The organism is Halalkalicoccus subterraneus (genome assembly GCF_003697815.1).
Classification (GTDB): domain Archaea; phylum Halobacteriota; class Halobacteria; order Halobacteriales; family Halalkalicoccaceae; genus Halalkalicoccus; species Halalkalicoccus subterraneus.
This window is the reverse complement of record NZ_RDQG01000031.1, coordinates 1-23,470: the sequence shown is the minus strand read 5'-3', so window position 1 is coordinate 23,470 and position 23,470 is coordinate 1. Positions and strand designations below refer to the sequence as shown.

At 66.5% G+C, this 23,470-nt stretch carries 27 protein-coding genes; 19 read left to right on the top strand and 8 right to left on the bottom strand.

Annotated features, from left to right (window positions below; genetic code table 11):
* Positions 1-4: 4 nt before the first annotated feature.
* From ahbB to EAO80_RS08585, 6 genes are all read left to right on the top strand, one after another.
* Complete coding sequence (ahbB, locus tag EAO80_RS08610; protein ID WP_122089515.1) at positions 5-1,069, top strand: siroheme decarboxylase subunit beta; 1,065 nt, start codon at positions 5-7, stop codon at positions 1,067-1,069.
* Complete coding sequence (locus tag EAO80_RS08605) at positions 1,066-1,710, top strand: precorrin-2 dehydrogenase/sirohydrochlorin ferrochelatase family protein (protein ID WP_122089514.1); 645 nt, start codon at positions 1,066-1,068, stop codon at positions 1,708-1,710. The genes ahbB and EAO80_RS08605 overlap by 4 nt, the downstream gene beginning before the upstream one ends.
* The gene (gene hemA / locus EAO80_RS08600) at positions 1,707-3,035 is read left to right on the top strand and encodes a glutamyl-tRNA reductase (RefSeq protein WP_122089513.1); all 1,329 of its coding nucleotides are present in this window, start codon (positions 1,707-1,709) and stop codon (positions 3,033-3,035) included. The genes EAO80_RS08605 and hemA overlap by 4 nt, the downstream gene beginning before the upstream one ends.
* A 63-nt stretch (positions 3,036-3,098) precedes the next feature.
* On the top strand, positions 3,099-3,374 hold the full coding sequence (locus EAO80_RS08595) for a 4a-hydroxytetrahydrobiopterin dehydratase (protein ID WP_122089512.1): 276 nt from the start codon (positions 3,099-3,101) through the stop codon (positions 3,372-3,374).
* A 2-nt stretch (positions 3,375-3,376) separates the two neighbouring features.
* On the top strand, positions 3,377-3,748 hold the full coding sequence (gene lwrS / locus EAO80_RS08590) for an LWR-salt protein (RefSeq protein WP_122089511.1): 372 nt from the start codon (positions 3,377-3,379) through the stop codon (positions 3,746-3,748).
* Positions 3,749-3,806: 58 nt separating this feature from the next.
* The gene (locus tag EAO80_RS08585; protein WP_122089510.1) at positions 3,807-4,457 is read left to right on the top strand and encodes an HAD family hydrolase; all 651 of its coding nucleotides are present in this window, start codon (positions 3,807-3,809) and stop codon (positions 4,455-4,457) included.
* Here EAO80_RS08585 and EAO80_RS08580 read toward each other — a convergent pair.
* The 3 genes from EAO80_RS08580 to EAO80_RS08570 are packed head-to-tail and all read right to left on the bottom strand — an operon-like array spanning position 4,437 to position 7,800.
* Positions 4,437-6,395: a molybdopterin biosynthesis protein gene (locus tag EAO80_RS08580; protein WP_122089509.1), complete on the bottom strand. Its 1,959-nt coding sequence runs from the start codon at positions 6,393-6,395 to the stop codon at positions 4,437-4,439. The genes EAO80_RS08585 and EAO80_RS08580 overlap by 21 nt on opposite strands.
* The gene (locus EAO80_RS08575) at positions 6,392-6,586 is read right to left on the bottom strand and encodes a hypothetical protein (protein ID WP_122089508.1); all 195 of its coding nucleotides are present in this window, start codon (positions 6,584-6,586) and stop codon (positions 6,392-6,394) included. The genes EAO80_RS08580 and EAO80_RS08575 overlap by 4 nt, the downstream gene beginning before the upstream one ends.
* Positions 6,583-7,800, bottom strand: a complete 1,218-nt coding sequence (locus EAO80_RS08570) for a molybdopterin molybdotransferase MoeA (RefSeq protein WP_122089507.1) — start codon at positions 7,798-7,800, stop codon at positions 6,583-6,585. The genes EAO80_RS08575 and EAO80_RS08570 overlap by 4 nt, the downstream gene beginning before the upstream one ends.
* Before the next feature lie 76 nt (positions 7,801-7,876).
* On the opposite strand from EAO80_RS08570, the gene EAO80_RS08565 reads away from it, so the two are divergent.
* The 9 genes from EAO80_RS08565 (at position 7,877) to EAO80_RS08525 (ending at position 15,822) form a co-directional block, all read left to right on the top strand.
* Positions 7,877-8,647 carry a GIDE domain-containing protein gene (locus EAO80_RS08565; RefSeq protein ID WP_122089506.1) on the top strand — a complete coding sequence of 257 codons (771 nt, stop codon included), beginning with the start codon at positions 7,877-7,879 and terminating at the stop codon, positions 8,645-8,647.
* Between the two features lie 38 nt (positions 8,648-8,685).
* Positions 8,686-9,042, top strand: a complete 357-nt coding sequence (locus tag EAO80_RS08560) for an Hsp20 family protein (RefSeq protein ID WP_122089505.1) — start codon at positions 8,686-8,688, stop codon at positions 9,040-9,042.
* A gap of 6 nt (positions 9,043-9,048) precedes the next feature.
* A complete protein-coding gene (locus tag EAO80_RS08555) occupies positions 9,049-10,713 on the top strand; it encodes an ABC1 kinase family protein (RefSeq protein ID WP_122089504.1) in 1,665 nt (554 codons plus the stop codon).
* 28 nt (positions 10,714-10,741) lie between these two features.
* The gene (locus EAO80_RS08550) at positions 10,742-11,140 is read left to right on the top strand and encodes a GNAT family N-acetyltransferase (protein WP_122089503.1); all 399 of its coding nucleotides are present in this window, start codon (positions 10,742-10,744) and stop codon (positions 11,138-11,140) included.
* A gap of 24 nt (positions 11,141-11,164) precedes the next feature.
* A complete protein-coding gene (locus EAO80_RS08545) occupies positions 11,165-12,235 on the top strand; it encodes an aminotransferase class I/II-fold pyridoxal phosphate-dependent enzyme (protein ID WP_122089502.1) in 1,071 nt (356 codons plus the stop codon).
* A 44-nt stretch (positions 12,236-12,279) separates the two neighbouring features.
* The gene (locus EAO80_RS08540; protein ID WP_122089501.1) at positions 12,280-12,657 is read left to right on the top strand and encodes a translation initiation factor IF-5A; all 378 of its coding nucleotides are present in this window, start codon (positions 12,280-12,282) and stop codon (positions 12,655-12,657) included.
* Positions 12,657-13,493, top strand: coding sequence for an agmatinase (speB, locus tag EAO80_RS08535; RefSeq protein WP_122089500.1), 837 nt, complete (start codon positions 12,657-12,659; stop codon positions 13,491-13,493). Before EAO80_RS08540 ends, speB begins: the two co-directional genes overlap by 1 nt.
* A gap of 229 nt (positions 13,494-13,722) precedes the next feature.
* The gene (locus EAO80_RS08530; protein WP_122089499.1) at positions 13,723-14,484 is read left to right on the top strand and encodes a Nif3-like dinuclear metal center hexameric protein; all 762 of its coding nucleotides are present in this window, start codon (positions 13,723-13,725) and stop codon (positions 14,482-14,484) included.
* Between the two features lie 333 nt (positions 14,485-14,817).
* Positions 14,818-15,822, top strand: coding sequence for a deoxyhypusine synthase (locus EAO80_RS08525; RefSeq protein ID WP_122089498.1), 1,005 nt, complete (start codon positions 14,818-14,820; stop codon positions 15,820-15,822).
* Positions 15,823-15,987: 165 nt separating this feature from the next.
* Here the strand turns inward: EAO80_RS08525 and EAO80_RS08520 are convergent, their stop codons facing one another.
* The gene (locus EAO80_RS08520) at positions 15,988-16,638 is read right to left on the bottom strand and encodes a helix-turn-helix domain-containing protein (RefSeq protein WP_122089497.1); all 651 of its coding nucleotides are present in this window, start codon (positions 16,636-16,638) and stop codon (positions 15,988-15,990) included.
* Between the two features lie 94 nt (positions 16,639-16,732).
* Entirely contained in the window at positions 16,733-17,935 is a 1,203-nt protein-coding gene (locus tag EAO80_RS08515; RefSeq protein WP_122089496.1) for a putative manganese transporter, read from the bottom strand.
* Between the two features lie 176 nt (positions 17,936-18,111).
* On the opposite strand from EAO80_RS08515, the gene EAO80_RS08510 reads away from it, so the two are divergent.
* Entirely contained in the window at positions 18,112-19,086 is a 975-nt protein-coding gene (locus EAO80_RS08510; protein ID WP_122089495.1) for a Gfo/Idh/MocA family protein, read from the top strand.
* A gap of 6 nt (positions 19,087-19,092) precedes the next feature.
* Here EAO80_RS08510 and EAO80_RS08505 read toward each other — a convergent pair whose 3' ends face one another.
* Positions 19,093-19,968 (bottom strand): homoserine kinase, encoded by an 876-nt coding sequence (locus tag EAO80_RS08505; RefSeq protein ID WP_122089494.1) that lies wholly within the window; start codon positions 19,966-19,968, stop codon positions 19,093-19,095.
* Between the two features lie 49 nt (positions 19,969-20,017).
* The gene (locus EAO80_RS08500) at positions 20,018-20,608 is read right to left on the bottom strand and encodes a DUF6149 family protein (RefSeq protein ID WP_122089493.1); all 591 of its coding nucleotides are present in this window, start codon (positions 20,606-20,608) and stop codon (positions 20,018-20,020) included.
* Positions 20,609-20,701: 93 nt separating this feature from the next.
* On the opposite strand from EAO80_RS08500, the gene EAO80_RS08495 reads away from it, so the two are divergent.
* Positions 20,702-21,937, top strand: a complete 1,236-nt coding sequence (locus EAO80_RS08495; RefSeq protein WP_122089492.1) for an NAD(P)/FAD-dependent oxidoreductase — start codon at positions 20,702-20,704, stop codon at positions 21,935-21,937.
* Positions 21,938-22,005: 68 nt separating this feature from the next.
* Here EAO80_RS08495 and EAO80_RS08490 read toward each other — a convergent pair whose 3' ends face one another.
* On the bottom strand, positions 22,006-22,179 hold the full coding sequence (locus EAO80_RS08490) for a hypothetical protein (RefSeq protein ID WP_162993931.1): 174 nt from the start codon (positions 22,177-22,179) through the stop codon (positions 22,006-22,008).
* Between the two features lie 170 nt (positions 22,180-22,349).
* Between EAO80_RS08490 and EAO80_RS08485 the strand changes: the two genes are divergently transcribed.
* Complete coding sequence (locus EAO80_RS08485; protein WP_122089490.1) at positions 22,350-23,198, top strand: aldo/keto reductase; 849 nt, start codon at positions 22,350-22,352, stop codon at positions 23,196-23,198.
* A gap of 51 nt (positions 23,199-23,249) precedes the next feature.
* On the top strand, positions 23,250-23,470 hold a 221-nt coding region (locus EAO80_RS08480; RefSeq protein ID WP_449404319.1), incomplete at its 3' end, for a DUF7124 domain-containing protein.

Sequence of the window (23,470 nt, the reverse complement as noted above, 5' to 3'; positions counted from 1 at the left end):
GCGCATGAATCGGGCCCAGGTCGAGGACCTCGATCGCGTCGACCGCGCCCTGCTCAACGCCTTTCAGGGCGGGTTTCCCGTCTGTAAGCGCCCCTTCGAGCGGGCCGCAGCAGCGCTGTCCGAACGGGGTATCGAGATCACCGGCGAGGAGCTCCTCGAACGCGTCCAGCGGCTGGACGAGGAGGGCGTACTCACGCGCTTCGGCGCGCTCGTCAACGCCCAGGCAATCGGCGGTACCGCGACGCTCGTCGCCATGCACGCCCCCGAAGAGCGCTTCGAGGAAGTCGCCGAGGCGGTCAACGCCCACCGCGAGGTCGCACACAACTACGAGCGCGAACATCCCCACCTGAACATGTGGTTCGTCGTTTCGGTCGCCGACGAGTCGCGCGTCGAGGAGGTGCTTTCCGCGATCGAGGATGAAACGGGCCAGCAAACGTACGACCTCCCCAAACGACAGGAGTTCCGCGTCGAGGCGAAGTTCATGCTCGACGGGCCGATCCCCGAAGGCGACGTCGACTGCTCGGCTCTCGGGCCCGTGGTCGAGCCAGTGGGTCGCGAGTCGATCACGCCCGAGGAACGCGATCTGGTGCTCGCGATCCAGGACGGCTTTCCGATCGTCGCCGACCCGTACGGGGCGATCGCCGAGGAGATCGACGCGGATCCCGAGTGGGTACGCGAGACGATTAAACGGTTCGAGGCGGAGGGGAAGATTCGCCGGGTCGGCGTGATCCCGAACCACTACGCGCTCGGCTATACGGAAAACGGCATGACCGTCTGGAACGTCCCCGACGATCTCGTGAGCGAGGTCGGCCCCGCGATCGCCTCGCTGTCCTTCGTCACCCATTGCTATCAGCGTCCGCGCCACGAGGGCGTCTGGCCGTACAACTTCTTCGCGATGACCCACGGGCGAAGCGAGGAAGAGAGCTGGGATCGTATCGAGCAGGTCCGCGAGCGCATGGACGAGTTCTGGGAGGTCGATGCGGCCGACTGGGACTCCCTGTTCTCGACGCGCATTCTGAAGAAGACCGGCATCAGGCTGGACGAACGCGCGGACGCGAACACAGAATGATCCCGCTGTTGCACGACTTCACCAATCAGACGGTGCTCGTCTTCGGCGGCGGGAGCGTCGGTGCGCGCAAGGCCCGGCGGTTCGCCCGCGAGGCCCGAACGATCGTCGTGAGCCCCGATTTCTCGGGCGAGTTCGGCGACGGCGAGCTGGTCCGGGCCGCGCCGACGTCCGCGGACGTATCCGGCTGGTTCGACCGGGCCGAGCCGACGCTGGTCGTCGCGGCCACCGACGACGGACGGTTGAACGGATCCATCGAGCGCGAGGCACGCGAGCGGGGCGTGCTGGTCAACCGTACCGACACGCACGGCTCGCGCGAACCGGGGAGCGTCGTCGTCCCCGCGACGGTTCGCGAGGACCCGGTAGTCGTCTCGATCTCGACCGGCGGGACGAGCCCGGCGCTGAGCAGGGAGCTCAGAAAACGGATCGAGCCCGAACTCGCCGGGGCGGGCGCGATGGCGTCACTGACCGCCGAACTGCGCGCGGAGCTCTCTGATCTCCCCGCCGGAGAGCGTCGGGAGGCGCTCAGGGCGATCGTCTCGTCGTCGTCGGTTTGGAAGGATTTACGTAGCGGCGACCCAAAGCGATCGCAAGTGGTTGCAGACGTGATCGACAGTGTCGACATCGGGGGTGAGGAGCCGTGAGCGGCGGCGTTATCACGGGCGTTCGGATCACACACCGGACTGCCTCCGTCGACGAGATCGACGCCGCCTGCGAGTTCGATCAGCGCGCGGTCGTCGAGGAGCTGCGTTCCCAGGAAGGGGTCGAGGAGGCCTTTTCGCTTCAGACGTGCAACCGTGCGGAGGCGTACGTCGTCACCGCGGCGCCCTCCACCGGCCGACACGCGCTCGCGGCCTGGTGTGGGGAGCTCCCACCCGAATCGCTGACGTGGTCTGAGCACGAGGAGAGTCTCAGACATCTGCTTCGGGTCGCCACGGGGCTCGAATCGCTCGTGCTCGGCGAGGACCAGATCATCGGACAGGTGAAGACGGCCTACGCCGAGGCCCGCGGCGTCGGCGCGATCGGCCCAGTGCTCGAGGATACCCTGCTGAAGGCGATCCACGTCGGCGAGCGCGCCCGGACCGAGACGACGATCAACGAGGGGGTCGTCTCGCTGGGCAGCGCGGCCGTCTCGCTGATCGGCGACGAGCGCGAGATCGATGGCGCGAGCGCGCTCGTGATCGGCGCGGGCGAGATGGGAACGATCGCCGCGCAGGCGCTCTCGCGACACGACCTCTCGGAGCTCGTCATCGCCAACCGGACGCGCTCGCGCGCCGAACGGGTCGCGACGGCGCTGCCCCGCGAGGCGAAGGCCCGCGCGCTGTCGGCCCTGCCGGAGTTCATCGACGGGATCGACGTCGTGATCGCCGCGACCGGTAGCGACGAGCCGATACTGGACGCGGATTTACTCGCTTCGGGAACCGACCGCGTCGTCGTCGATCTCGCGAAACCGCGGGACGTCGACCCCGACGCCCGAGAACTCGACTCGGTGTCGGTTCACGACCTGGACGATCTCGAAAGCGTCACCGAGCGCACGAAGGCGAAGCGCTCGGCGGCTGCCGCCCAGGTCGAGGCGATGATCGACCGCGAACTCGAGCAGCTCCTCGGACAGTTCAAGCGCAAGCAGGCCGACGACGTGATCAGCGGAATGTACGAGGGCGCCGAGCGCACGAAACGCGCGGAAGTCACAACCGCCCTCTCGAAGCTCGAATCACAGGGCGGGCTGACCGACCAACAGCGCGAGACCGTCGAGGCGATGGCCGACGCACTGGTCGGCCAGCTCCTTTCGGCACCCACCAAAAGCCTGCGGGAGGCCGCCGCCGAGGACGACTGGGAGACGATCAACACCGCGATCCAGCTGTTCGATCCGACCGACGGGGGCGAGGAAACCGACCCCTCCGGGACGGCTCACCCCGAATCGGCGGACGGGATACCCGCCGAGATCGCCGCCCGGATCGAGGACGACTGACCCCGGGTTCGACTCGGAGATCGCAGGGCTGGCTTTTATCGGCCCGCATGCCTTCCTCCCGGTATGGCAGAACTACTCGACGACGAGGAGATCCAGTCTCAACTCCCCGAGGGCTGGGAGCGCGACGGCGAGGAGATCACCCGGACCTTCGAGTTCGACGACTACCTCCGAGGGATCGATTTCGCCCGCGAAGTCGGCGAACTCGCCGAAGAGGAGGTTCACCACCCCGAGATGATCGTCGGCTACGAGGAGGTCGAGGTTCGCTTTACGAGCCACGAGGAGGGCGGCATCACCGACCAGGACGTCGAGATGGCGGAACGGGTCACCGACGAGTTCTGAGGGTGAGCCGGTACGTCTTTCACGTTCGGTTTCGCCCCGACCCCGACCGGGGGTTTCGCATCGAACCGGCGACCTTCGAGACGAGCCTCTCGAAGGCGGCCGCCCCGCCGGGCGAGGAGGGATGGCTGTTCTTCCGGAACAACCTCTGGCGCGGCGAGGTGAACGCGCCGGGACACATGCGATCGCTCGCCGAGGGGGCGCTCGGCGTTCCCGTCGAGGCCGTCGAGTACCGCCGGTTCGAGACCACCGAAGGGGAGTACGCCGCGCTCAAGGAGGCGATCGCGGCGAACCTCGATCGCTTCAACGCCGAGACCGGAAGCGAGGTCCTGAACAAGTACTTCGGGAGTTCGATCGAGGTCGAACCGGACGGATGAGTGTAAGGACTGCAGGCGATACGCTGATATGGTCGCGAGGTCGTAGGTACTCCTCCCGATGACCGGCAGCGCGACCGATTACGATTTCTGGCTGCTCGACCTGGACGGCACACTCGTCGACGTCGAATGGCCCTACGTCCGCGAGACGTTCGACCGTGTGGGCGACCGCCTCGGCCGGGAGTTCTCGGACCGTGAGGCCAAGGGACTCTGGTACGGCCTCGGGGTCGACCGGGAGACACAGATCACCGCGCTCGGCCTCGACCGCGAGCCCTTTTGGGCGGCCTTCGACGCGGTCGAGAGTCCGCAAGAGCGCGTCGCGGCGACGACCCTCTACGAGGACACGGCGTTCGTCGCCGATATCGAGGGGCCCGTCGGACTCGTTACGCACTGTCGACCCTATCTCACCGAACCCGTCCTCGATCGTCTCGATATCACCGACTGGTTCGACACCGTCGTCTGCTGTTCGGACGAGCTGGGCTGGAAACCCGACCCGACGCCCGTCGAACGGGCGATGGCGGACCTCGGTGCCGAGGGCCGAGGCGTGCTCGCGGGTGACGGTGCGAACGACGTGGGCGCGGCATGGAACGCCGGCCTCGACGCCATCCACGTCGAACGCCACGGTGCCGACAGCCGCGGCGTTTGCGTACTGGGCGACCACCGCGTGCGGAGCTTTTCGGAACTCGAGGTCTCAGCGCCCGACGCCCGGTAGCTCTGTCGGAGCGTTCCCGACCGCCTCCCGGAGCGCCTCGATACCCGGTTTTTCGAGTCGCTCGGGGTTCGCGAGTACCCGCACCCGTTCTTCACCGAGGGGGACGAACCCCAAACCGAGTTTCTCGGCCGTCGAGCGCAGTCCGAGACCGGCGTCCGCGCTTCCGGACGCGACCTTTCGTGCGGGGCTCTCCAGTGCGCGGGCGGCGAGTTCGAACCCGTCGATCCGTTCGACCAGTTCGTTACGCGACTCTCCGCGCGAATCGGCGAGGTCCTCGACCGTGCCGTCGAGAGTACCCCTGAGTCCCGAATCCGTGGGCCGGTTGACGAACCGCAGTTCCCGGTCGACGAGGTCCGCGAGCCCGTCGACCCCCCCGGGGTTGTCCGGAGCGACGATCAGCCCCCAATCGCGGGTCCAGCCACCGAGTTCGCGCGCCTCGATGTCATCAGTTGCCCCGGTGACGACGGCGAAATCGGGGACGCCCTGTTCGAGGCGCCGAAGCCCCTGTCGGCTCCCGATCGTGAGATACCGCGGCCGGTCGAGGTCGTCGAGCACGCTCGTGAGGAGGGGATCGTCCTCGCCGACGCCGAAGACGGTCGGCGGGCGGACGTCCGGCGAGAACAGATCGACCGAGACGGCCTCGCCGGCGTCGAGATACGCGGTGTCGGGGCCGACCTCGACGATCCCGTCGGCCTCGACGAGGCTGGTGGTCGCACCCGAACCCTTGTCGACCGGATACGCGAGGGTTCGGCCCCCGTTACTGGCGTCCCGGGCCGTCTCTGACGGCCCGCTCCCTATCAGGCCGACCGGCATCAGTCGGGTCCGGCCCTCCCCGTAGCGCTCCTCGACGGCCATTTCGGCCTCGACGGATGCGGTTCGCGGCTCGGGACGGCCCGCCGCCCGGCGGATCGCCGGCGCGACGAAGTGCCTGAAGATCATGAGCGCCGAGACCGGATAGCCGGGAAGGCCGACGTACGCGGAATCGGGGAACTCGCCGACCAGCATGGGTTTGCCGGGTTTGATCGCCACGCCGTGCAGCAGGAGTTCTCCCTGGTCTTCGATCACGCGGTAGATCACGTCGACGGCGCTCGCGGAGGTAGAACCCGAGGAGAGCACCAGATCGCACTCCGCCGCGGCCTCCGTGAGAACGCGCTCCATCTCCCCGTAGTCGTCGCCCGCATGGGGGTAGAGAGCCGCCTCGCCGCCCGCTTCCTCGACTGCGGTCGCGATCGTGTAGCTGTTGACGTCGTAGATCTGCCCGCGCTCGCTCGCGACCGCCTCGCCCGGGCGGACGAGCTCGTCGCCCGTCGAGACGATCCCCACACGCGGTTTCGAACGCACGAGCACCTCGTCGACGCCGAGCGCCGACAGTAGGCCGATTTCTCTGGGAGTCAGTCGGGTGCCGGGCCCGAGCGCGCGCTCGCCGGCGGCGACGTCGGCCCCGGCGAGCATGACGTGATCGCCCGGCGCGAGCGAGGTGCGGAGCTCGACTGCGTCGCCGCCTTCACCCGCACCGTTCACGGCTTCGCCGTTCTCGCGTTCCGTCGAGCTACGCTCGACGCGGTCGGTTCGCTCGACCATCACCACCGCGTCCGCACCCTCGGGCATCACGGCACCCGTCGAGATCTCGGCGGCGGTACCCGCCTCGACCGTCACGTCGGGTTCCGCGCCGGCGTGGACCGCGCCGGCCAGTTCGAGAACGGCGGGGTCGGCCTCGCCCGCGCCGAAGGTGTCGCGGGCCCGCACCGCGTAGCCGTCCATGCTCGCGCGGTCGAACCCCGGCACGTCGAGCCCAGCGTCGACCCGCTCGGCCAGCACCCGCCCGCGGGCCTCGCGCAGGGGGACCTCCTCGGTGCCCCCGTCCAGATCGAGCGATTCGATCGCCTCGTGGGCCTCCTCGGGTGGGACGAGCTCTCGAAACTCCTTTCGAGAGCTCATGCGAGCACCTCCGATGTGAGTGTGAGGTTCACGCGAGCAACGCTCTCGTGAGCACGCTGGAACTCGTCTCCAGCGGTGTCGTCGGTCGCCGCCTCGCGAACGTAGTCGTTCGAAAGACGCTTCGCGTCTTTCGTGATGACGGGAGAGTTTTGCTCTCTCGAACCATGATCGAGTCGTCCGACGGGACTCATGCCGACCACTCCCAGTCCTCGACCGCGACGGTTTCACCCTCGGCGATTCCCTCGCGATCCTCCGGGACGACGACCCAGCCGTCCGCGAGCGCCACGCTGGAGAGAACGCCCGAGCCGCTAACCCGGGTGGGGAGGGCGGTCGGTTTCCCATCGCTCCGGTCGAGCTTCACCCGCGCGAACGTCCGAACGCCGGGTTCGCTTCGGATCTTGCGTTCGAGGGTCGCCTCGGTCGTCGGGTGGTCCTCGCAGGGCATCCCGCCGGCGCGTTTGAGTGCGGGCCTGAGGAACTGCACCGCGTTGACGATGCAGGCGACCGGGTAGCCCGGCAACATTAGTACGGGCGTGTCCTCGACGATTCCGAGCGCGACGGGATGGCCCGGTTTGAGCGCGACGCCGTGGACGAGCACCTCGCCGATGTCGTCGACGACCTCGGGGATCAGATCGCGTTCGCCCACCGAGGAGCCCCCTGTCGTGACGATCAGGTCCTTCGTCAGATCGCGCTGGATCGCCGCCCGAAGCGCCTCGTGGTCGTCGGTGACGACGTCGCGATAGGTGGGCCGAGCGCCCCAGCGATCCGCGAGCCGCGAGACCGTCAGACCGTTGGTCTCGATCACTTCCCCGGGGGCGGGATCGGACTGGACGAGCTCCTCGCCGGTCGGTATCACCGCGACCGTGGGGCGCTCTGTGACCGCTACCTCGGTCAGGCCGACCGATTTCAGCAAGCCGAGATCCGAGGGTCGGACCCGGTGGCCCGGCTCGTAGAGCACCTGTCCCTCCGCGACGTCCTCGCCCTCGGGCCCGACGTTCTCGCCCTCCGCGACCGCGTCGTCGACCTCCAGCTCGCCGCCCCGTTCGGCGACTCGCTCGATCATCACGACGGCGTCGGCACCTTCGGGGAGCTCGCTGCCCGTGTGGACGCGAATCGCGGTGTCGGGACCGACCGTCTCACCCTCGCGCAGGAGGTTCGGCGAGCGGTCGCTCGCGCCGAAGGTGTCCTCGGCACGCACCGCATAGCCGTCCATCGCCGCCCGGTCATAGCCCGGTACGGGGTTCGGGGCGCTCACTGAGGTGGCGAGCGTCCGGCCGTCGGCGCGCGCAAGCGAGACTCGCTCGGTTCGCTCGTGGGGTGCGACTCGGTCGAGCAGTCGCTCGCGGGCCTCGTCGATCCGCGTGCGCTCTTTGAACCCCGAGCGCTGGAGGTCGTCCTGGCTCATACTGATGCGTTACGGGGCCGGGAGTAAAAGCCTGCGTCGCCGACAGTGTTATCTCACAAACTTGTGACGTTCGACTATGGTTCTCGCCTTCCCCGTTTCCCTCCTCGTGCTCGCGGTCTGCGGCCTCGTCGTCTTCGGCTCGCTGCTGGTCGCCGGCGGAGAGTTCCGGACCGCCTACCGGGTGTTTTCTACCCCCACTGGACGGGTGAGTGACCTGTTGACCGACTCGAACCGAACGATCGAACTCCAGGGTACCGCTCGAATCGCCGAGCGGATCCTGTCGGGTCCGTTCACCGGCGCGGACTGCCTGCTCTGCGGGACCGTCGTCGAGGAGTACGAATCGAGCCAACACGGCGGCTCGTGGACCGAAGTCGATTCGGTGACTCAGTCGGTCCCGTTCGTGCTCGCGGACGACTCGGGGAGCGTCCTCGTCGATCCCCGCATGGCCGACGTGCGTCTGAGCCGCGACTCGGAAGCCGTCCGCGTCGATGGCGGGACCGCCCCGCCCGGACGGATTCGGAGGTATATCGAGGACAACGACGACGTCTCGTGTGAGAACTCTCGGCTGGACCTGCGGCTGTTCTCGCTCCCGACGGGCTCGGATAGGCGCTACACCGAGCGGCGGCTCCGGCCCGGTAGCGAGGTCTACGTCCTCGGACAGGCGCGACCCGAGACCGGGCGGGCCGGAAGCGCCAACGCCGTCGTCGGTTTCGGGGACGAGGTCGGCCTGCTGATCTCGGATCGCTCGCCGCGCTCGACGGGGCTTCGCGCGCTCGGGCGCGGCGGGCTGTATCTCCTCCCGGGGCTGATCGCCGGAGTCGTCTGCCCGTTCGTTTTCGTCGTCTGACCGCGGGCTTTTTCGCCCTCGCCTCCCTACCCATCGGTATGTCAGCGCTGCGCGAGGCACTGCGGGAGTTGCCCGAAGCCGTTTTCGCCGACCTGCTCGAAGGTGACGAGGCGTATCTGGTGGTGATCGACCTGCCCGGCGCGACGGGCGAGACGACGGAGATCACGACCGAGAACCGCCGGATCCGAATCGAGACGCGCCGCGAGAAGTCGGTTCCCGCGGGCTTCGAGTACCGCCGCGAGGACCGCTCGCTCTTTTTGGACCTCGAACTCCCCCTGCCCCCGGACGCGATCGGCGAGGACGCCCACGCCACCATCGATCGCGGCGTCCTCGAACTGGAGGTTCCCCGCCGCCCGCCGACCGAGGAGACGACCATTCCGATCGAGGACGCATAGGCCCGGATGGTACGGCTCCGTGCGTACCGCCGGTTCTTCGTCGTCGCATGGCAGTTCCTGCCGTTGTTGTGGGCATACACGCGTGATCGTCGTCGGTTCGTCCTCTTCGGACGGGGACGACAGGTCGACGTCGAAACCCAGCGCGAGCGCGCACAGCGACTGCTCGATTCGCTGTTGACGCTGGGCCCGACGTTCATCAAGCTCGGCCAGTTGCTCTCGACGCGCCCGGACATCCTCCCGCCGGCGTACATCGACGAGCTCTCGAAGCTTCAGGACGAGGTGCCCCCCGCCGAGTGGGAGGAGGCGAAACGCGTCTTGGAGGAGGACCTCGGACCAGTTGATGACCGTTTCGAGGAGTTCAAGCGCGACGCGATCAGCGGCGCGAGCCTCGGACAGGTCTACCGGGCGTACGTCGACGACCGACTGGTTGCAGTCAAGGTCCGTAGACCCGATATCGAGTCGCTGATCGAGGCCGACCTCCGGGTCATCAAGTTCTCGCTGCCCGTCCTGTTGCGGTTCGTCAAGGACGCCCAGTCGTTCTCGCTCGAGAACCTCGCCGACGAGTTCGCAAAGACGATCCGCGAGGAGATGGACTACGAGCGCGAGGCGGACATGCTCCGGGAGATCCGGGGCAACTTCGAGGGCGACGACCGGATCGCCATCCCCGAGATCGTCGAGTCGCACTCGACGGGTCGGGTCCTCACGATGGAGTACATCGGCGGGACGAAGATCAGCAACGTCCGCGAGCTCGACGAGCTGGATATCGACCGGACGGCGGTCGCCGAAACCCTCCAGCGGACCTACCTCCAGATGATCATCGAGGACGGGGTCTTTCACGCCGACCCCCACCCGGGCAACCTCGCGGTCCAGGAGGACGGCTCGATCGTCTTCTATGACTTCGGGATGAGCGGACGAGTTGACCCGTTCGTCCAGGAGAAGATCGTCGAGTTCTACATCGCGGTCGCGAACCAGGACATCGACGGCATTCTCGACACCCTGATCGAGATGGGAACGCTTAGCCCGGAGGCGGATCGGCAGGTGATGGGCGACGTGATGGAACTGGCCATCGCGGACGTCCGCGGCGAGCAGATCGAGCAGTACCGCGTCAACCAGATCATCAATCAGGTCGAAAACACCATCTACGAGTTCCCGCTCAGACTGCCCTCGAACCTCGCGTTGATCCTCCGGGTCGCGACGGTCGTCGAGGGCGTCTGCGTGACGCTCGACCCCGAGTTCGACTTCATCGAGACGGCCACGGAGTACCTCTCGGAGGAGGGCTATCGAGAGGAAACGGCAAAACAGATCGCCGAGGACACCGGCCGGGAGCTGTGGGACTCGACGCGGGCGTCGATCCGCCTGCCCCAGATCGCGGACGACACGCTCACGAAGCTCGGCCGCGGCGACGTCACGGTCAACGTCGACATCGAGGACCCGAACAACGTCTTCGACCGATTCGCGAAACGGCTGATCTACGGCCTCCTGCTCTCGGTGACGCTGATCTCGACGTCGATCATCTACTCGTTCCGGGCGTGGCAACCCGCGGTCGTCCCCGCGCTGATCTCCGTGGTCATCGTCTATATCCTCTACCGGTCGTTCAAAAAGCGCCGCACGGGGATCCGCACCCGGCCACAGTTCACCCGACAGAGCATGCGCCGACGGCGCGAGGAATGACCGTCATGTTTACCCCCCACATCAGACCATGAGTTACGAGATCGAAACCGAACCGCCGACACCAGCGGAGTTCGTTTCCCTTCGCCGGGCCGCGGGACTGAACCCCCACACCGAGGCGGCCGCCAGCCGTGGATTGGGAAACGAACTGTTCGCGGTGACGATCCGCGACGGCGAGCGGGCAGTCGCGATGGGCCGGATCGTCGGCGACGGCGCGACCGTCTACCACGTCGTCGACATCGCCGCCCATCCCGATCACCAGGGCGAGGGCCTCGGCCGACGACTGATGGAGGCGCTGCTCGCGTATCTCGACGAGAACGCCCCCGAGACGGCCTACGTCAACCTCATCGCGAACGTTCCGGAGTTCTACGAACAGTTCGGGTTCGAGGCGTGTGCGCCCGAACTGGTCGGGATGGATCGGCAGAGTTGAGGTGGCTTCGGGCGTCATGTGGGTATGGAGATCGTCCCCTTCGGACTCGAACGCTGGTTCGACGAATACGAACACGACGCCGAGGTCATGCTCGCCGAGAGCGGGATCCGCAGTCTGGATGCGGACCGCTTCGACACCGATCCCGGCGAACTCGGCTACGTGATCCCTACGGACGGCGACCCCGAGTTCCGCGCGGAAGTCGGCGAGCGCTACGGCCGTTCGGCCGAGGAGGTCTGTTTTACGTGTGGCACACAGGAGGCGAACTACCTCGTCTTTCGGTCGCTGCTCGATTCCGGGGACCATGCGGTCGTCGTCACACCCACCTATCAGGCGCTTTCGGCGGTCCCCGAGTCGATCTGTGAGGTCTCGACGGTGAGCCTTTCTGCACCCGACTGGGAACTCGACCTCGATGCCGTCGCGGAGGCGATCCGCCCCGAGACCCGACTGCTCGTGTTGAACAACCCGAACAACCCCACGGGGAAGTACCACTCCCGAGACGTGGTTGAGGCGCTCTACGATTTGGCCGAAGAAAACGACGCCTACCTGCTGTGTGACGAGGTCTACCGACTGCTCTGTGAGGAGCCCCTTCCTCCCGTCGCGTCGATGGGGGAGCAGGGAATTAGCACCGCGAGCCTGACGAAGGCCTACGGGCTGGCGGGGCTTCGCTTCGGCTGGATCGCCGGGCCCGAGGAGGTGATCGAGGGCGCAGTGGGCTGGAAGGACTACACGACGATCTCGCCGTCCATTTTCGGTCAACACGTCGCCCGACAGGCGCTGGGCGAACAGGAAGAATCGATCCTCACGGCAAACCGCGAGTTGGCGCGCGAACACCACGACATGGTCACTGAATGGATCACAGAGCACGACCTGTCGTGGCACGACCCGGTCGGCGTCAACGGGTTCGTGAGCGTTCCCGAGGGGTTCGACTCCGGGAAGGACTTCTGTCGGGCGGTCGTCGAGGACGAAAGCGTCGTACTCGCGCCGGGGGAGTTCTTCGGATTCGAGGGGTATTTCCGACTCGGGTTCGGTCTCGAAACCGAGGCCCTAACCGAGGGTCTCGACCGGGTCGGGCGTGTGATCGAGGACCACGAGTAGCGTGTTCCAAACCACTTATACAGCTACCGTGGATACCGAAGTCCATGGTAACGCAGCAAAAGCAGGTCCGCGATCTGCAGGAGGGCGGCTACGTCATGATGGACGGCGCCGCATGCAAGATCACTCACTACAGCACTGCGAAACCCGGTAAACACGGTAGCGCGAAGGCCCGCGTCGAGGGCAAAGGCGTCTTCGACGACAAGAAGCGAAGCTTCTCCCAGCCCGTCGACGCCAAAATCAGAGTCCCGATAATCGAGCGAAAACAGGGCCAGGTCATCAGCGTCGAGAGCGATTCGGTCGCGCAGGTGATGGATCTGGACACCTACGAGACCATCACGATCAGCACCCCTTCGGACGCGGACCTCTCGCCCGAGGACAGCATCGAGTACCTCGAGATGGAAGGCCAGCGGAAGATCATCTGATGTTTCCCGGCGCGTCGGCGCCACGCGAGGACGCCGAGTACGTGGTCGTCGGCGCGCCGCTCGACGTTTCGACCAGTTTCCAGCCCGGCACCCGTTTCGGCCCCGACCGGATCAGGACGTTCGCCGAGACGTTCGACGATTACGACGGGCGGACGGATCTGCATTTCTCGGACCTCGCCGTTCACGATCAGGGCGATATCCACACCTGGAACGACGTTCCGGACTACATCAAGCATCTCTCGGGCGTGCTTCGCGACGTCGCCTGGGACGACGCCGTCCCACTGCTTTTGGGGGGTGAACACACCGTTAGCGCCGCGGGCGTCCGGGCGACCGATCCCGACCTGTTCGTCACGATCGACGCCCACCTCGACCTGCGCGAGGCCTACGACGGCGACGAGTGGTCCCACGCCTGCGTGACCCGGCGCGTCCTCGAAACGGCCGAGGAGGCGATCGTCGTCGGCGCACGGACCGGTAGCGAGGCCGAGTGGGAGCGCGCCGCGGCCGGCGACGTGACCGTCGTCCCGCCCGAGGAGGTCGGCGGATGGCTCCGGGCGATAGCCGACGGGGAGCGCGATCCGTTTTCGAGGAAGTCGACATATCTGAGCGTCGACATCGACGGGGCCGACCCGGCGTTCGCACCCGGAACGGGCACGATGGAGCCGTTCGGCCTGACCTCCCGCGAGATGTGCGGGGTCGTGCGCGCGGTCGCTCCCCATAGTATCGGCTGTGACGTCGTCGAGGTCAACGACCGCGACGACGGGCAGGCCGCGGCGCTCGGCGGAAAACTGCTCAGGGCGTTCGTGTACGAGCGCGCGGCTGCCCAGCAGGATCGATAAAAGAACGCCGCCGATCGCCCGAGATCACTTCGAGGAGCCGTTTCGTCGGACGAGTTGCCGTGCTTTGCTCGTGATACGTCGTCTGACGCTGCGCGGCAGTCGTCGCCATGTCCGCATGGCTTTTCTAACCTTGCCCATCTGTCATCACCTCGTTGGATCGAGCGCGCTCGCGAACCGCACTGTGGGTTCACGGACACACGTTCTTAACGATAGCGATGAAATCACCGCCATGCGACTGACCGAACTCTGTGATCGCTACGACGACCGGCTTCGAACCGATGACTTCGCCGATATCGATGCGAGCGCGAACGGGTTGCAGGTCGGCCGCGAAGGGAAAGTCGAACACGCCGCCTTCGCGGTCGATGCCGCCGTCGAGACGATCGACCGGGCTGCCGAGGCGGGCGCGGACGTCCTCTGTGTCCACCACGGACTCGTCTGGGGCGGGCTCGAACGGGTCACCGGACGGACGCACGATCGGATCGGCGCGCTGATCGAGAACGATCTGGCGCTGTACGTCTCACACCTCCCGCTCGACTCCCATCCCGAACTCGGGAACGCCGCCGGCGTCGCCGACCACCTCGGAGTAGAGAGCACTACTCCATTTGGTTCGCTCGGCGGCGAGACGATCGGACTGGCCGGATACGCCCCCTCGACGTTTCGTGTCGACGACCTCGTCGACCGACTCTCGGAGCTCGATACGAGTGGCCGGGACGTTCGGGCGCTCGACTTCGGCCCCGAGGAACTCTCCGAGGTGGCGATCGTCACCGGGAGCGGGGCCGACTGGCTCGGGGAGGCCGCAGAGGCGGGCGTGGACGCGTTCGTGACCGGCGAGGGGAAACAGCAGGTCTACCACGAAGCACGGGAGGCGGGCGTCACCGTCGTTCTCGCGGGTCACTACGCGACCGAGACGTCCGGGGTCCGCTCGCTTCGGACGCTTGCCGACGAGTGGGGCCTCGAAACGACGTGGATCGACGCGCCAACCGGCCTGTAGACGGCTCGCGCCTCGTCCCGTGAGCCATAAATGAGACGCTAATCCTATCGATCAATACATCGACAGTACCGTTCGAGGAATTAAGCAGTGAATAGTAATACTGTATCCACCGGTAGTGGCTCGCGTATTCCCACACGGGCACACCCCGTCACGGAGTACGATCGGTCGACACGGTTTCGTCCCGATGGTCGGTTCTCCTGGCAGAAGCCGGCCCAAGCGGGCGGATCGAGGTCGCACGTACCATCCGAACCGACGCGACCCGTCGACACCTCTTCCCCTTCGTTCGATGGGCGGTACCGAACGGTTGAAACCGCCGCCGGTCGCAGGTCCGGTATGACCGACGAAACTCCACCGAGAGAGGAGTTTTCCCACGATCCGATCGATCACGTGCGCGTTCACGACGACATGACCGTTGGTGAACTCGCCACGCAGTACGGAAACGCGGGTATCGGCGCGAACGACCTCCACGACGCGATCGGGATCACCGAGCGGATGTTCGACGAGGACGACGTGAGCGTCTTCTTCGGGCTCGCAGGCGCGATGGTTCCGACGGGCATGCGCCAGCTCATCGTCGATCTGATCCGTGACGGCTACATCGACGCGCTCGTGACGACGGGGGCGAACCTCACCCACGACGCGATCGAGGGGATCGGCGGCAAACACCACCACGGGGCGGTTCACGGTGACGGTGAGAAAACCGAACGTGAACACGACGAGGCGCTCCGCGACGAGTGGGTCGACCGGATCTACAACGTCTACCTGCCCCAGGAGCACTTCACGCTGTTCGAGACCCACCTGCGCGAGGAGGTCTTCTCAGCGGTCGACGGGACGGTTTCGATCCGCGAGCTCACCGCCGAACTCGGGCGGGCGAACGCGGCGGTGAACGAACGGGAAGGGATCGAGGAGGACGCGGGGATCGCCGCCGCCGCCTACGAGGCGGACGTTCCGATCTACTGTCCGGCGATCCAGGACTCGGTGCTCGGCCTGCAGGCGTGGATGTACTCCCAGACCTCGGAGTTCTCGCTCGACGCCCTCGCGGACATGACCCACCTGAACGACCTCGCTTATCACTCCGAGCGGGCGGGCGCGTTCGTCGTCGGCGGGGGCGTCCCGAAGAACTACGTCCTTCAGACCATGCTCGTGACGCCGACTGCCTACGATTACGCGGTCCAGCTCACGATGGACTCCCCGCAGACGGGCGGGCTCTCGGGGGCGACGCTGGACGAGGCGCGCTCGTGGGGCAAGATCGAGAAGGCCGGCGAGAACGCCTCAGTGTACGCGGACGCGACGATCACGCTCCCCCTCGTGATCGCGGCGGCTCGCGAACGGATCGAATAGAAGGTGGATGGGCCCGGAATGGGAGCGCCTCTGACACGGACTGGGCCATAGACGGCAGCGTGCGGGCGACGCGCCGCGGTCCAACGGCACGTGGCTCGTGTGACTGCGTTCGGGTGGACGCGACCAGCGAGCTTTTGTCTGTGTGTTCAGTACTGAAGCGGTTTATTACCCTTCCGACGGGGTGAGCAGCCCCGTGTGTTCGAGTAACGTCGCCTGTCCGCGCCTGAGTCGCCCCGCGACGGCCCGCGGCGAGATGCCGATGGCGTCGGCGATGTCCTCGAGGGTCGCACCGCGCGGCTCGGCGAAGTAGCCCCGCTCGTAGGCGGTCGCGAGCGCTTCTCGCTGTTCGGCCGTGAGCCCGTAGTCGTCGTCCCTCGGCGAGGCGGTCGCGACGCGCTCGATCGAGAGGGAAACGTCCCGGTCCGCACAGAACTGCCGGAACGCCGCGGTCGCCGCCGCGTCGGCGAAGCGGACCTCGAAGCGCCACGTCCTGTTCGTCACGCGAGCGTCGAGCAACGCCCCCTCACTGCGGGCGATCGCGAACAGCGTTCCGGCCTCCTCGCGGTTCCAGTGCGCCGAGAGGAGCGCGCCCCCGTCGACCTGCTCGACGACGGAGACCGCCTCGATGGCGGGTTCGTCGCTCGCGGTGGCGAGAAACGCCTCGGGATCGCGGTTCCACACCCAGAAGAAGGGCATGACGGTGTCGTCGGTCGGGACGATGCGGTCGAGTTCGAGGCTGGCCGACGGATCATCGCCCAGCGCCCGCCCGAGCGCGCAGTCCTCGGCGGGAACGGTGAACTCGATGACGGTACTCATACCCGGTATCTGGTGCGCCGTCGGAGATACAGTTGTCGCCCGTCGGCAGTCGAGGGTCGAGGCAGTCGATGCGCCCCGATCGTGTTGGATGGTATCAGAGAACGCCGAAGACGAACATCGGCCCGAAGACCGCGTGAATGGCGATCCCGACTACGAGCGCTGGGATCGTGGTGTAGATCGAGGCGACGATCGCCGCGGTCTTGTCCATCGCGATCAGGGGAAACAGCGCGTCGCCGTCCTGACTGATCGCGTTTGCCGTGAGCGCCGAGAAGGGGATCGCACCCTCGGCGTAGACGCCCGCGAGGACGATCTGGGGGCCACAGCCCGGGATCAACCCGAGAAGAGCGCCGCCGACCGGCGCGAGCAGTCCCGCCGCCGCGGCGAGCGCCGCGACGTCGACGTTGCCGAACAGGACGACGTACTCGTAGAGCAAGTAGCCCGCGATCACCCAGACCGTGACGAAACTCGTCTCCATGGCCGCGTGCTGGAAGGTGTCGTAAGTGCTCCTGAACGACTCTCGAACGTGGCCGACCCCACCCTCGCCGATGTAGTGCCGGCCGACCACGTAGAGATAGACCGAGAGCACCGACCCGACGATCCCGGCAACTGTGAAGACCCCCTCGAAGGTGGGTGCAACGGCCATCGCCACGTCGGGCGCACCCCGCAGGAGGTAGACGGTTCCGGCGACGAGCGCCACGAGCGCGGTGGCCCACCACGCGACGTGGACGACGTGGCTGAGCCACGTCATGAGTTCCGTTTCCCGATCGGTCTCGTGATCGTGGCCACAGTCGATGCCGTCGTACTCGTGGCTCGGGTTCGCCGTGGGGGTTGCACGGGCCATTGTCCCGCCGTCGGTGGCCGCCGGTCGCAGGCGGGCGACCGCGCGGTCGACACGGGCAACGCCGAGACCGAAGCGGTCGATCGCGTACCCCGAGACGACCGCCGTGAGAAAGGAGATTCCATACGCGTATAACGCGGCCTCGGGCGCGAGCACGAGGATGACGAACGCCGAATCGCCCGCGGTGGCGATCAGCGTCGCGACGACGGTCCCGAAGCTGACGCTCCCCCGGACGTACAGCGGCATCATCACGATCGCGCCGCCACAGCCCGGTGTCAGTCCGAACAGCGCGCCGATCAGCGGCTGGGCGCGCTCGTTTCGTTCGAGGCGCTCGACGAGCCGCCCGCCGGTCCGGTACTGGACGTAGCTGAAGACGACGACCGTGATCGCGACGAACGCGCTCACCTGGACGAACCCGTCTCGGACCGAGCCGACGAGGATTTCGAGCAGTTCAGACATACGGCCCACGCTCCGCGAACGATACCCCACGAACTGAATTAGACATGTCTAAATCTCTATTTAGTGGAGGAGAATTTATACTTTGCGTAGCCACTCGCGTTTCGGGACGGCCGGCCGATGGGACGGATGCGCGGCATCGTCTCGGGGTTTTTATACCGACCGTACGACCGTCCGGTATGGAGTTCGGAGTCCTGAGTACGGCGGGTATCGCACGGAAGGCGTTCCTCCCGGCGGTGGAGGCAAGCGACCACGCGGTCGGGGCGATCGCCTCGCGCGACGGCGAGCGCGCGCGAAGCGTCGCCGAAGAGTACGCGATCCCGCGCCACTACGGGAGCTACGAGGCGCTGCTCGAGGACGAGGGGATAGATGCGGTCTACGTCCCGCTTCCCAACGGGTTGCACGCCGAGTGGACGCGAGCGGCGGCCGACGCCGGGCTCGACGTGCTCTGTGAGAAGCCCCTCGCCGCGGACGCCGCGGAGGCCCGCGCGGTCGTCGAACACTGTCGCGACCGGGACGTGACGCTGATGGAGGGATTCATGTATCGGTACCATCCCCGCACCGAGCGCGCGGTCGAACTCGCACGTGAGGAGCTGGAGGGGGTTCATTCGATGTCGGCGACGTTCAAGTTCCCGCTGGACGATCCCGGGGACGTGCGCCTCTCGCCGGAGCTGGCCGGCGGGAGCCTGATGGACGTGGGCTGTTATCCCGTCTCCGTGGCGCGGCTCTTCCTCGGCGAACCTGAGAGGGCCTTCGCGAGTGCCCACGACTCGCGGAACGCCGGCGTGGACACCGATCTTGCAGGAGTACTGGAGTTCGGCGACGGTGCCTCGGCCCGGATCGCCTCGGGCTTCGACTCGCAATTGGTCCAGCGCTACCGCGTCGAGGGGGAAAACGGCTGGATCGAGGTCGAGGACGCCTTCGACGCGCCGACCGAGAAGGAGACGAAACTCACGTATCGAGTCGACGGCCGTGAGGGCACGGAGACCTTCGACCCGGTCGACCAGTTCCGCCTCGAAGTCGAACAGTTCGCCTCGGCCGCCGAATCCGGCGATCCGCCCCGGACGGGCGGCGAGGAAGCGGTCGCAAACATGGAGGCCATCGACGCGCTCGCCGAGAGCGCCGAGCGAGGCGAAGTCCTCACCCTCGACTGACCGGCTTCAGAACAGTTCCGCACCGCGACCGACCTCCGTCTGGTAGGCGCGGGCCTCGATCCCCTCCTCATCGAAGCGATCGAGCATCGCGCTGGCGATGGGCTTTCGCCGGTTCTCCCCACAGGCCGCGACGATCGCCGGACCCGCGCCGCTGACCGTGACTCCGGTCGCGCCCGCTTCGAGGGCGGTCTCGCGGACATCGGCGTAGCCGTCGATCAATTCCGCGCGAGCAGGCGTGACGATCCCGTCCTCCATGCCCCGTCCGACGAGTTCGGGATCGTCCCGGAACATCCCCGCGACGAGCGTGGCGGCCCGACCGACACACTCGACGACCTGTGAGACCTGCGCCGAGCGGGGGACGACCCGCCGGGCGTCCCGCGTCGAGATCACGATCTCGGGCAGACAGACCACCAACGGGATCGAGGCGTCGACCTGCGTAACGCCGTCGGGCGTCGCGATCGTAAAGCCGCCCATGATTGCGGGCGCGACGTTGTCGGCGTGGGCCTCGCCCGAGACTAGCGCCTCGCCCTCGGCGGCGTAGGGGACCAGCTCCTCGCGGGAGTGGCCGAGATCGTACGCCTCGTTGATCCCGACGGCGACCGCCGCCGCGCTGGCCGCGGAGGAGCCGAGTCCCGACGAGGGACGTACCCCCTTGTCGATCCGGATCTTCGCCGGACCGTCCATCGCCTCGGCGACCGCGCCGGCGACGTTCTTCTCGGGGTCCTCGGGAATGAACTCGCTTCCGGCGCCGCGCATCTCGATGGTCGTCTCGTCGGCGGGCTCGACCCTGACGACGTCGGCGGGCTTCGAGAGCGCCGCACCGAAGACGTCGAAGCCGCTGCCGAGGTTCGCGCTCGTCGCGGGGGCCCGCACGGTAACCATGCCCGTCCTTTCCGGAGGGTGGGCAAAAAGGTAGCGTCTCCCGGTGCCGTCAGGCGTCGCCTTCCTCACGAACACCGGGCGCGCTGCTCACGTCGACGTCCTCCGGTTCCTCCCCGCCGCCGACACCGACCTCGCCGCGTTCGTCCTCGACGTAGAGGTCGTCGGCGAACCCGCCCTCCGCGTGGGGATGCTCGGGGGCGTCGAGCTTTTCGAGGGTCGCGGGCGCCTCGGCGATCCCGTCGGCGGGGCGGAAGGTCCCGAGGGGATCATCGATCGTGATGTCGTAGCGCTCGAAGAAGTTCGCGTAGCGCTCGTAGTGGTCCTCGAGCTCGTCGACGGGGACCTCCATCATCTCGGTCCATCCGTGGTTGTAGAAGTCGAAGTTGGCTTGGACGTGGGTGATCTCGCGGGCACCCGCCTCGTCGAAGTCCTCTTCGAGCGCGCGCAGGTAGGTGTCCATCGTCGCGTCGAAGAAGGCGTCGAGATGCGCCCGGCGCTCCTCCTGGCGGCTCTCGTCGGCCTTCCCGAGGAAGATCCGCGTGTGCATCTTGACCAATCCGTAGTTCGTGACCTCGCGGATGCCGGGCGTCGACAGCGCCTTTTTGGCGGCCCAGTGGCGCGGGTTCTGTCGGATCTTCATGTGTGCGACTTGGAACGCCACACCCTTGAACGTCCCGACGCGATCGCTCTCGGAATAGCAACCGACTTTACCCCTCGTGTCGAACCCCCCGCCATGACCCAGTCGTACGTGATCATCGGCGATGGGATCTCGGGCAGTTCCGCCGCCGAAACCCTCCGGGAGAAGGACCCCGACGCGGATATCACGGTCGTAACCGACGAGGGTGAACCGCTCTATAACCGCATCCTCATCAAGGAGTTCGCGAAGGGGAAACTCCCCGAAGCGCCGATCTCCATCCACGACGAGGACTGGTACGAGGAGCGCGACATCACCCTCTCGCTCGACACCCACGTCACTCACATCGACCCCGAGGCCCACGTCGTCCACACCCACGAGGGCGACGATCTGGCGTACGACAAGCTGCTGATCGCGACCGGTGGTACCCCCACGCAACTGCCCGTCGAGAACAGCGACGCCGATGGGGTCCACCACTTCTGGACGTTCCAAGACGCTCGAAAGATCGAGGAGGACGCAAGCGAGGCCGAGAAGGGCGTCGCCGTCGGCGCGGGACTGCTGGGAATCGACCTGGCGGCGATCTGTGGTGCACAGGGCGTCGACGGGAAGTACCTCATGCGGGGCAATCGCTGGTGGCGGTACGCCCTCTCGCTCGATGGCGCGGAAATCATCCACGACGGCCTGCGCGAGAAGGGCGTCGAGCCGGTCTTCGACAGCGGCGTCGACCACTTCGAGACCGACGACTCGGGGCACGTGACAGCCGCGATCGATCCCAACGGCGAGCGCTTCGAGGCCGACTTCGTCGGCATCGCCATCGGGCTGGACTTCAACACCGAGTACCTGCGAGGGTCGGGCATCGAGCAGGACGAGGGCGTCGTCGTCGACGAGTACATGCAGACCGACGTCGACGACATCTACGCCGCTGGTGACCTCACCCGCTTTTACGATACCATCCTCGGCGAGTACGCCCAGAACGGCTCGTGGGGCTCAGCCAAAGAACAGGGGAAGATCGCTGGCGTCAACATGACCGCCGACGAGGAGAGCGAAGCGTTTCGCTGGGTGTCCTCCTACTCGATTACCCATTTCGACTTCCCGTTCCTCTCGTTTGGCCACCCCACCCTCGGCGATCAGCACGTCGAGCGCAAGTACTCCGACACCGAGTGGCGCCGCATCGCGATCAAGGACGGCAAGGTCGTCGGCGGCGTACTGATCGGCGATCTCGCTCCCCAGACCCGCCTGAAAAAGCTCATGCGCGAGGAGATCGACGTTTCGGGCCAGACGGACGTCTTGCTCGAAGAGGAGCTCGATCTGGACCAGCTCGCAGTCTCGCAGTAGGTCGCTCATCGTTCGCGATACGGTTTTCTATTTCGGAGGGTTCGTGAAGCGGTATAGAGACGGTCGATTCATGCATCGCTTGAGAGGAAGAGAACCACTGCCCCGAGAACGAATACGACAAGAGCAGCGTAGAACGCGATTTCAGGGGCAAAGACTACAAACAGAAGTAAAACTAGTCCGATAACGATATATATTAAGATTGTTTTCCAGTCACGTACGATGGTGCTGACCGAGTGATCCACTGGTTTCTGATCAGCACGATTATATTTATTCATTCCGGTCATATCGATCCGAGAGACACGCGACTGATTCCTTCCTCCGTCGAAACCGGATGACGAACTCACGTTCCGACTACTGGTAAGGCCCGCTCCGAGGCACACACCGAAGGTACTGGAGCCCGTTTTCCGAACCGATGGTAGAAAACGAGAGCGACACGTTCGACATCGGCGGCGAGTTGACCGTTCATCGACTCGGCTTCGGCGGAATGCGGATCACCGGCGAGGAGATCATCGGCCCGCCCGAGGACGAGGAGGAAGCGAAGGAAGTCCTCGAACGCGCCCGCGAGATCGGCGTCGACTTCGTCGATACCGCGGACTCGTACGGCCCCTGCGTGAGCGAGCGCCTGATCGGCGAAACGTTTGGCCCCGACTACGAGGACGTGGTCGTCGCGACCAAGGGCGGCCTGTGGCGGACCCTCGACGGCAGTTGGCCCCCGTGTGGCGACCCCGAGTACCTCCAGGACGCGCTGATGGGCAGTCTGGATCGCCTCGGCGTCGACTCGATCGACCTCTATCAGTTCCACCGACCGGATCCCGATACGCCCTTCGAGGACTCCGTCCAGCAGATGGCCGAGTTCAAGGACGAGGGCTACGTCGATCACGTCGGCGTGAGCAACGTCTCGGTCGAGCAGTTGGAGACTGCGCGCGACATCGTCGAGGTCGCGACCGTCCAGAACGAGTTCAACGTCGGCGATCGCTCCGACGAGGACGTTCTCGAAGCGTGTGAGGACGCCGATATCGGCTTCATCCCGTGGTCGCCCATCGGCTCGGGCGACGACGACCTCGGTGGGAAGGCCGACGCCGTCTCGGAGATCGCCGAGGCTCACGACGCCAGCGACTCCCAGATCGCGCTGGCGTGGTTGCTCCAGCGATCGCCCGTCACGCTGCCGATTCCGGGGACGTCGAGCGTCGAGCACGTAGAGGAGAACGTTGCGGCGTCGGGGATCGAACTCTCCGACGAGGAGATGGCGCGATTGGAGTAGCCCGAAGCGGTACCGTTTTCGGGCGGCCCGGCCGAGTACGGGTATATGAGCATGGACGGAAGCGGCGACATGACGCTGGCGTTCGACCTGGCGGCGCTCCAGGAACTCGCCGAGCCCGACCGGGTGTTCACCGACGCGCGCCAGTGGACCGAGTACGTCGGCGTCGTTAGCGAGAAGCCCACCTACGTCGTGACGAACTTCACGCGCAAACACCGGATCCGCCAGGACTTCTTCTCCGGCCCGCGCGGGCGCGAGGAGAGCTTAGAGAGCGT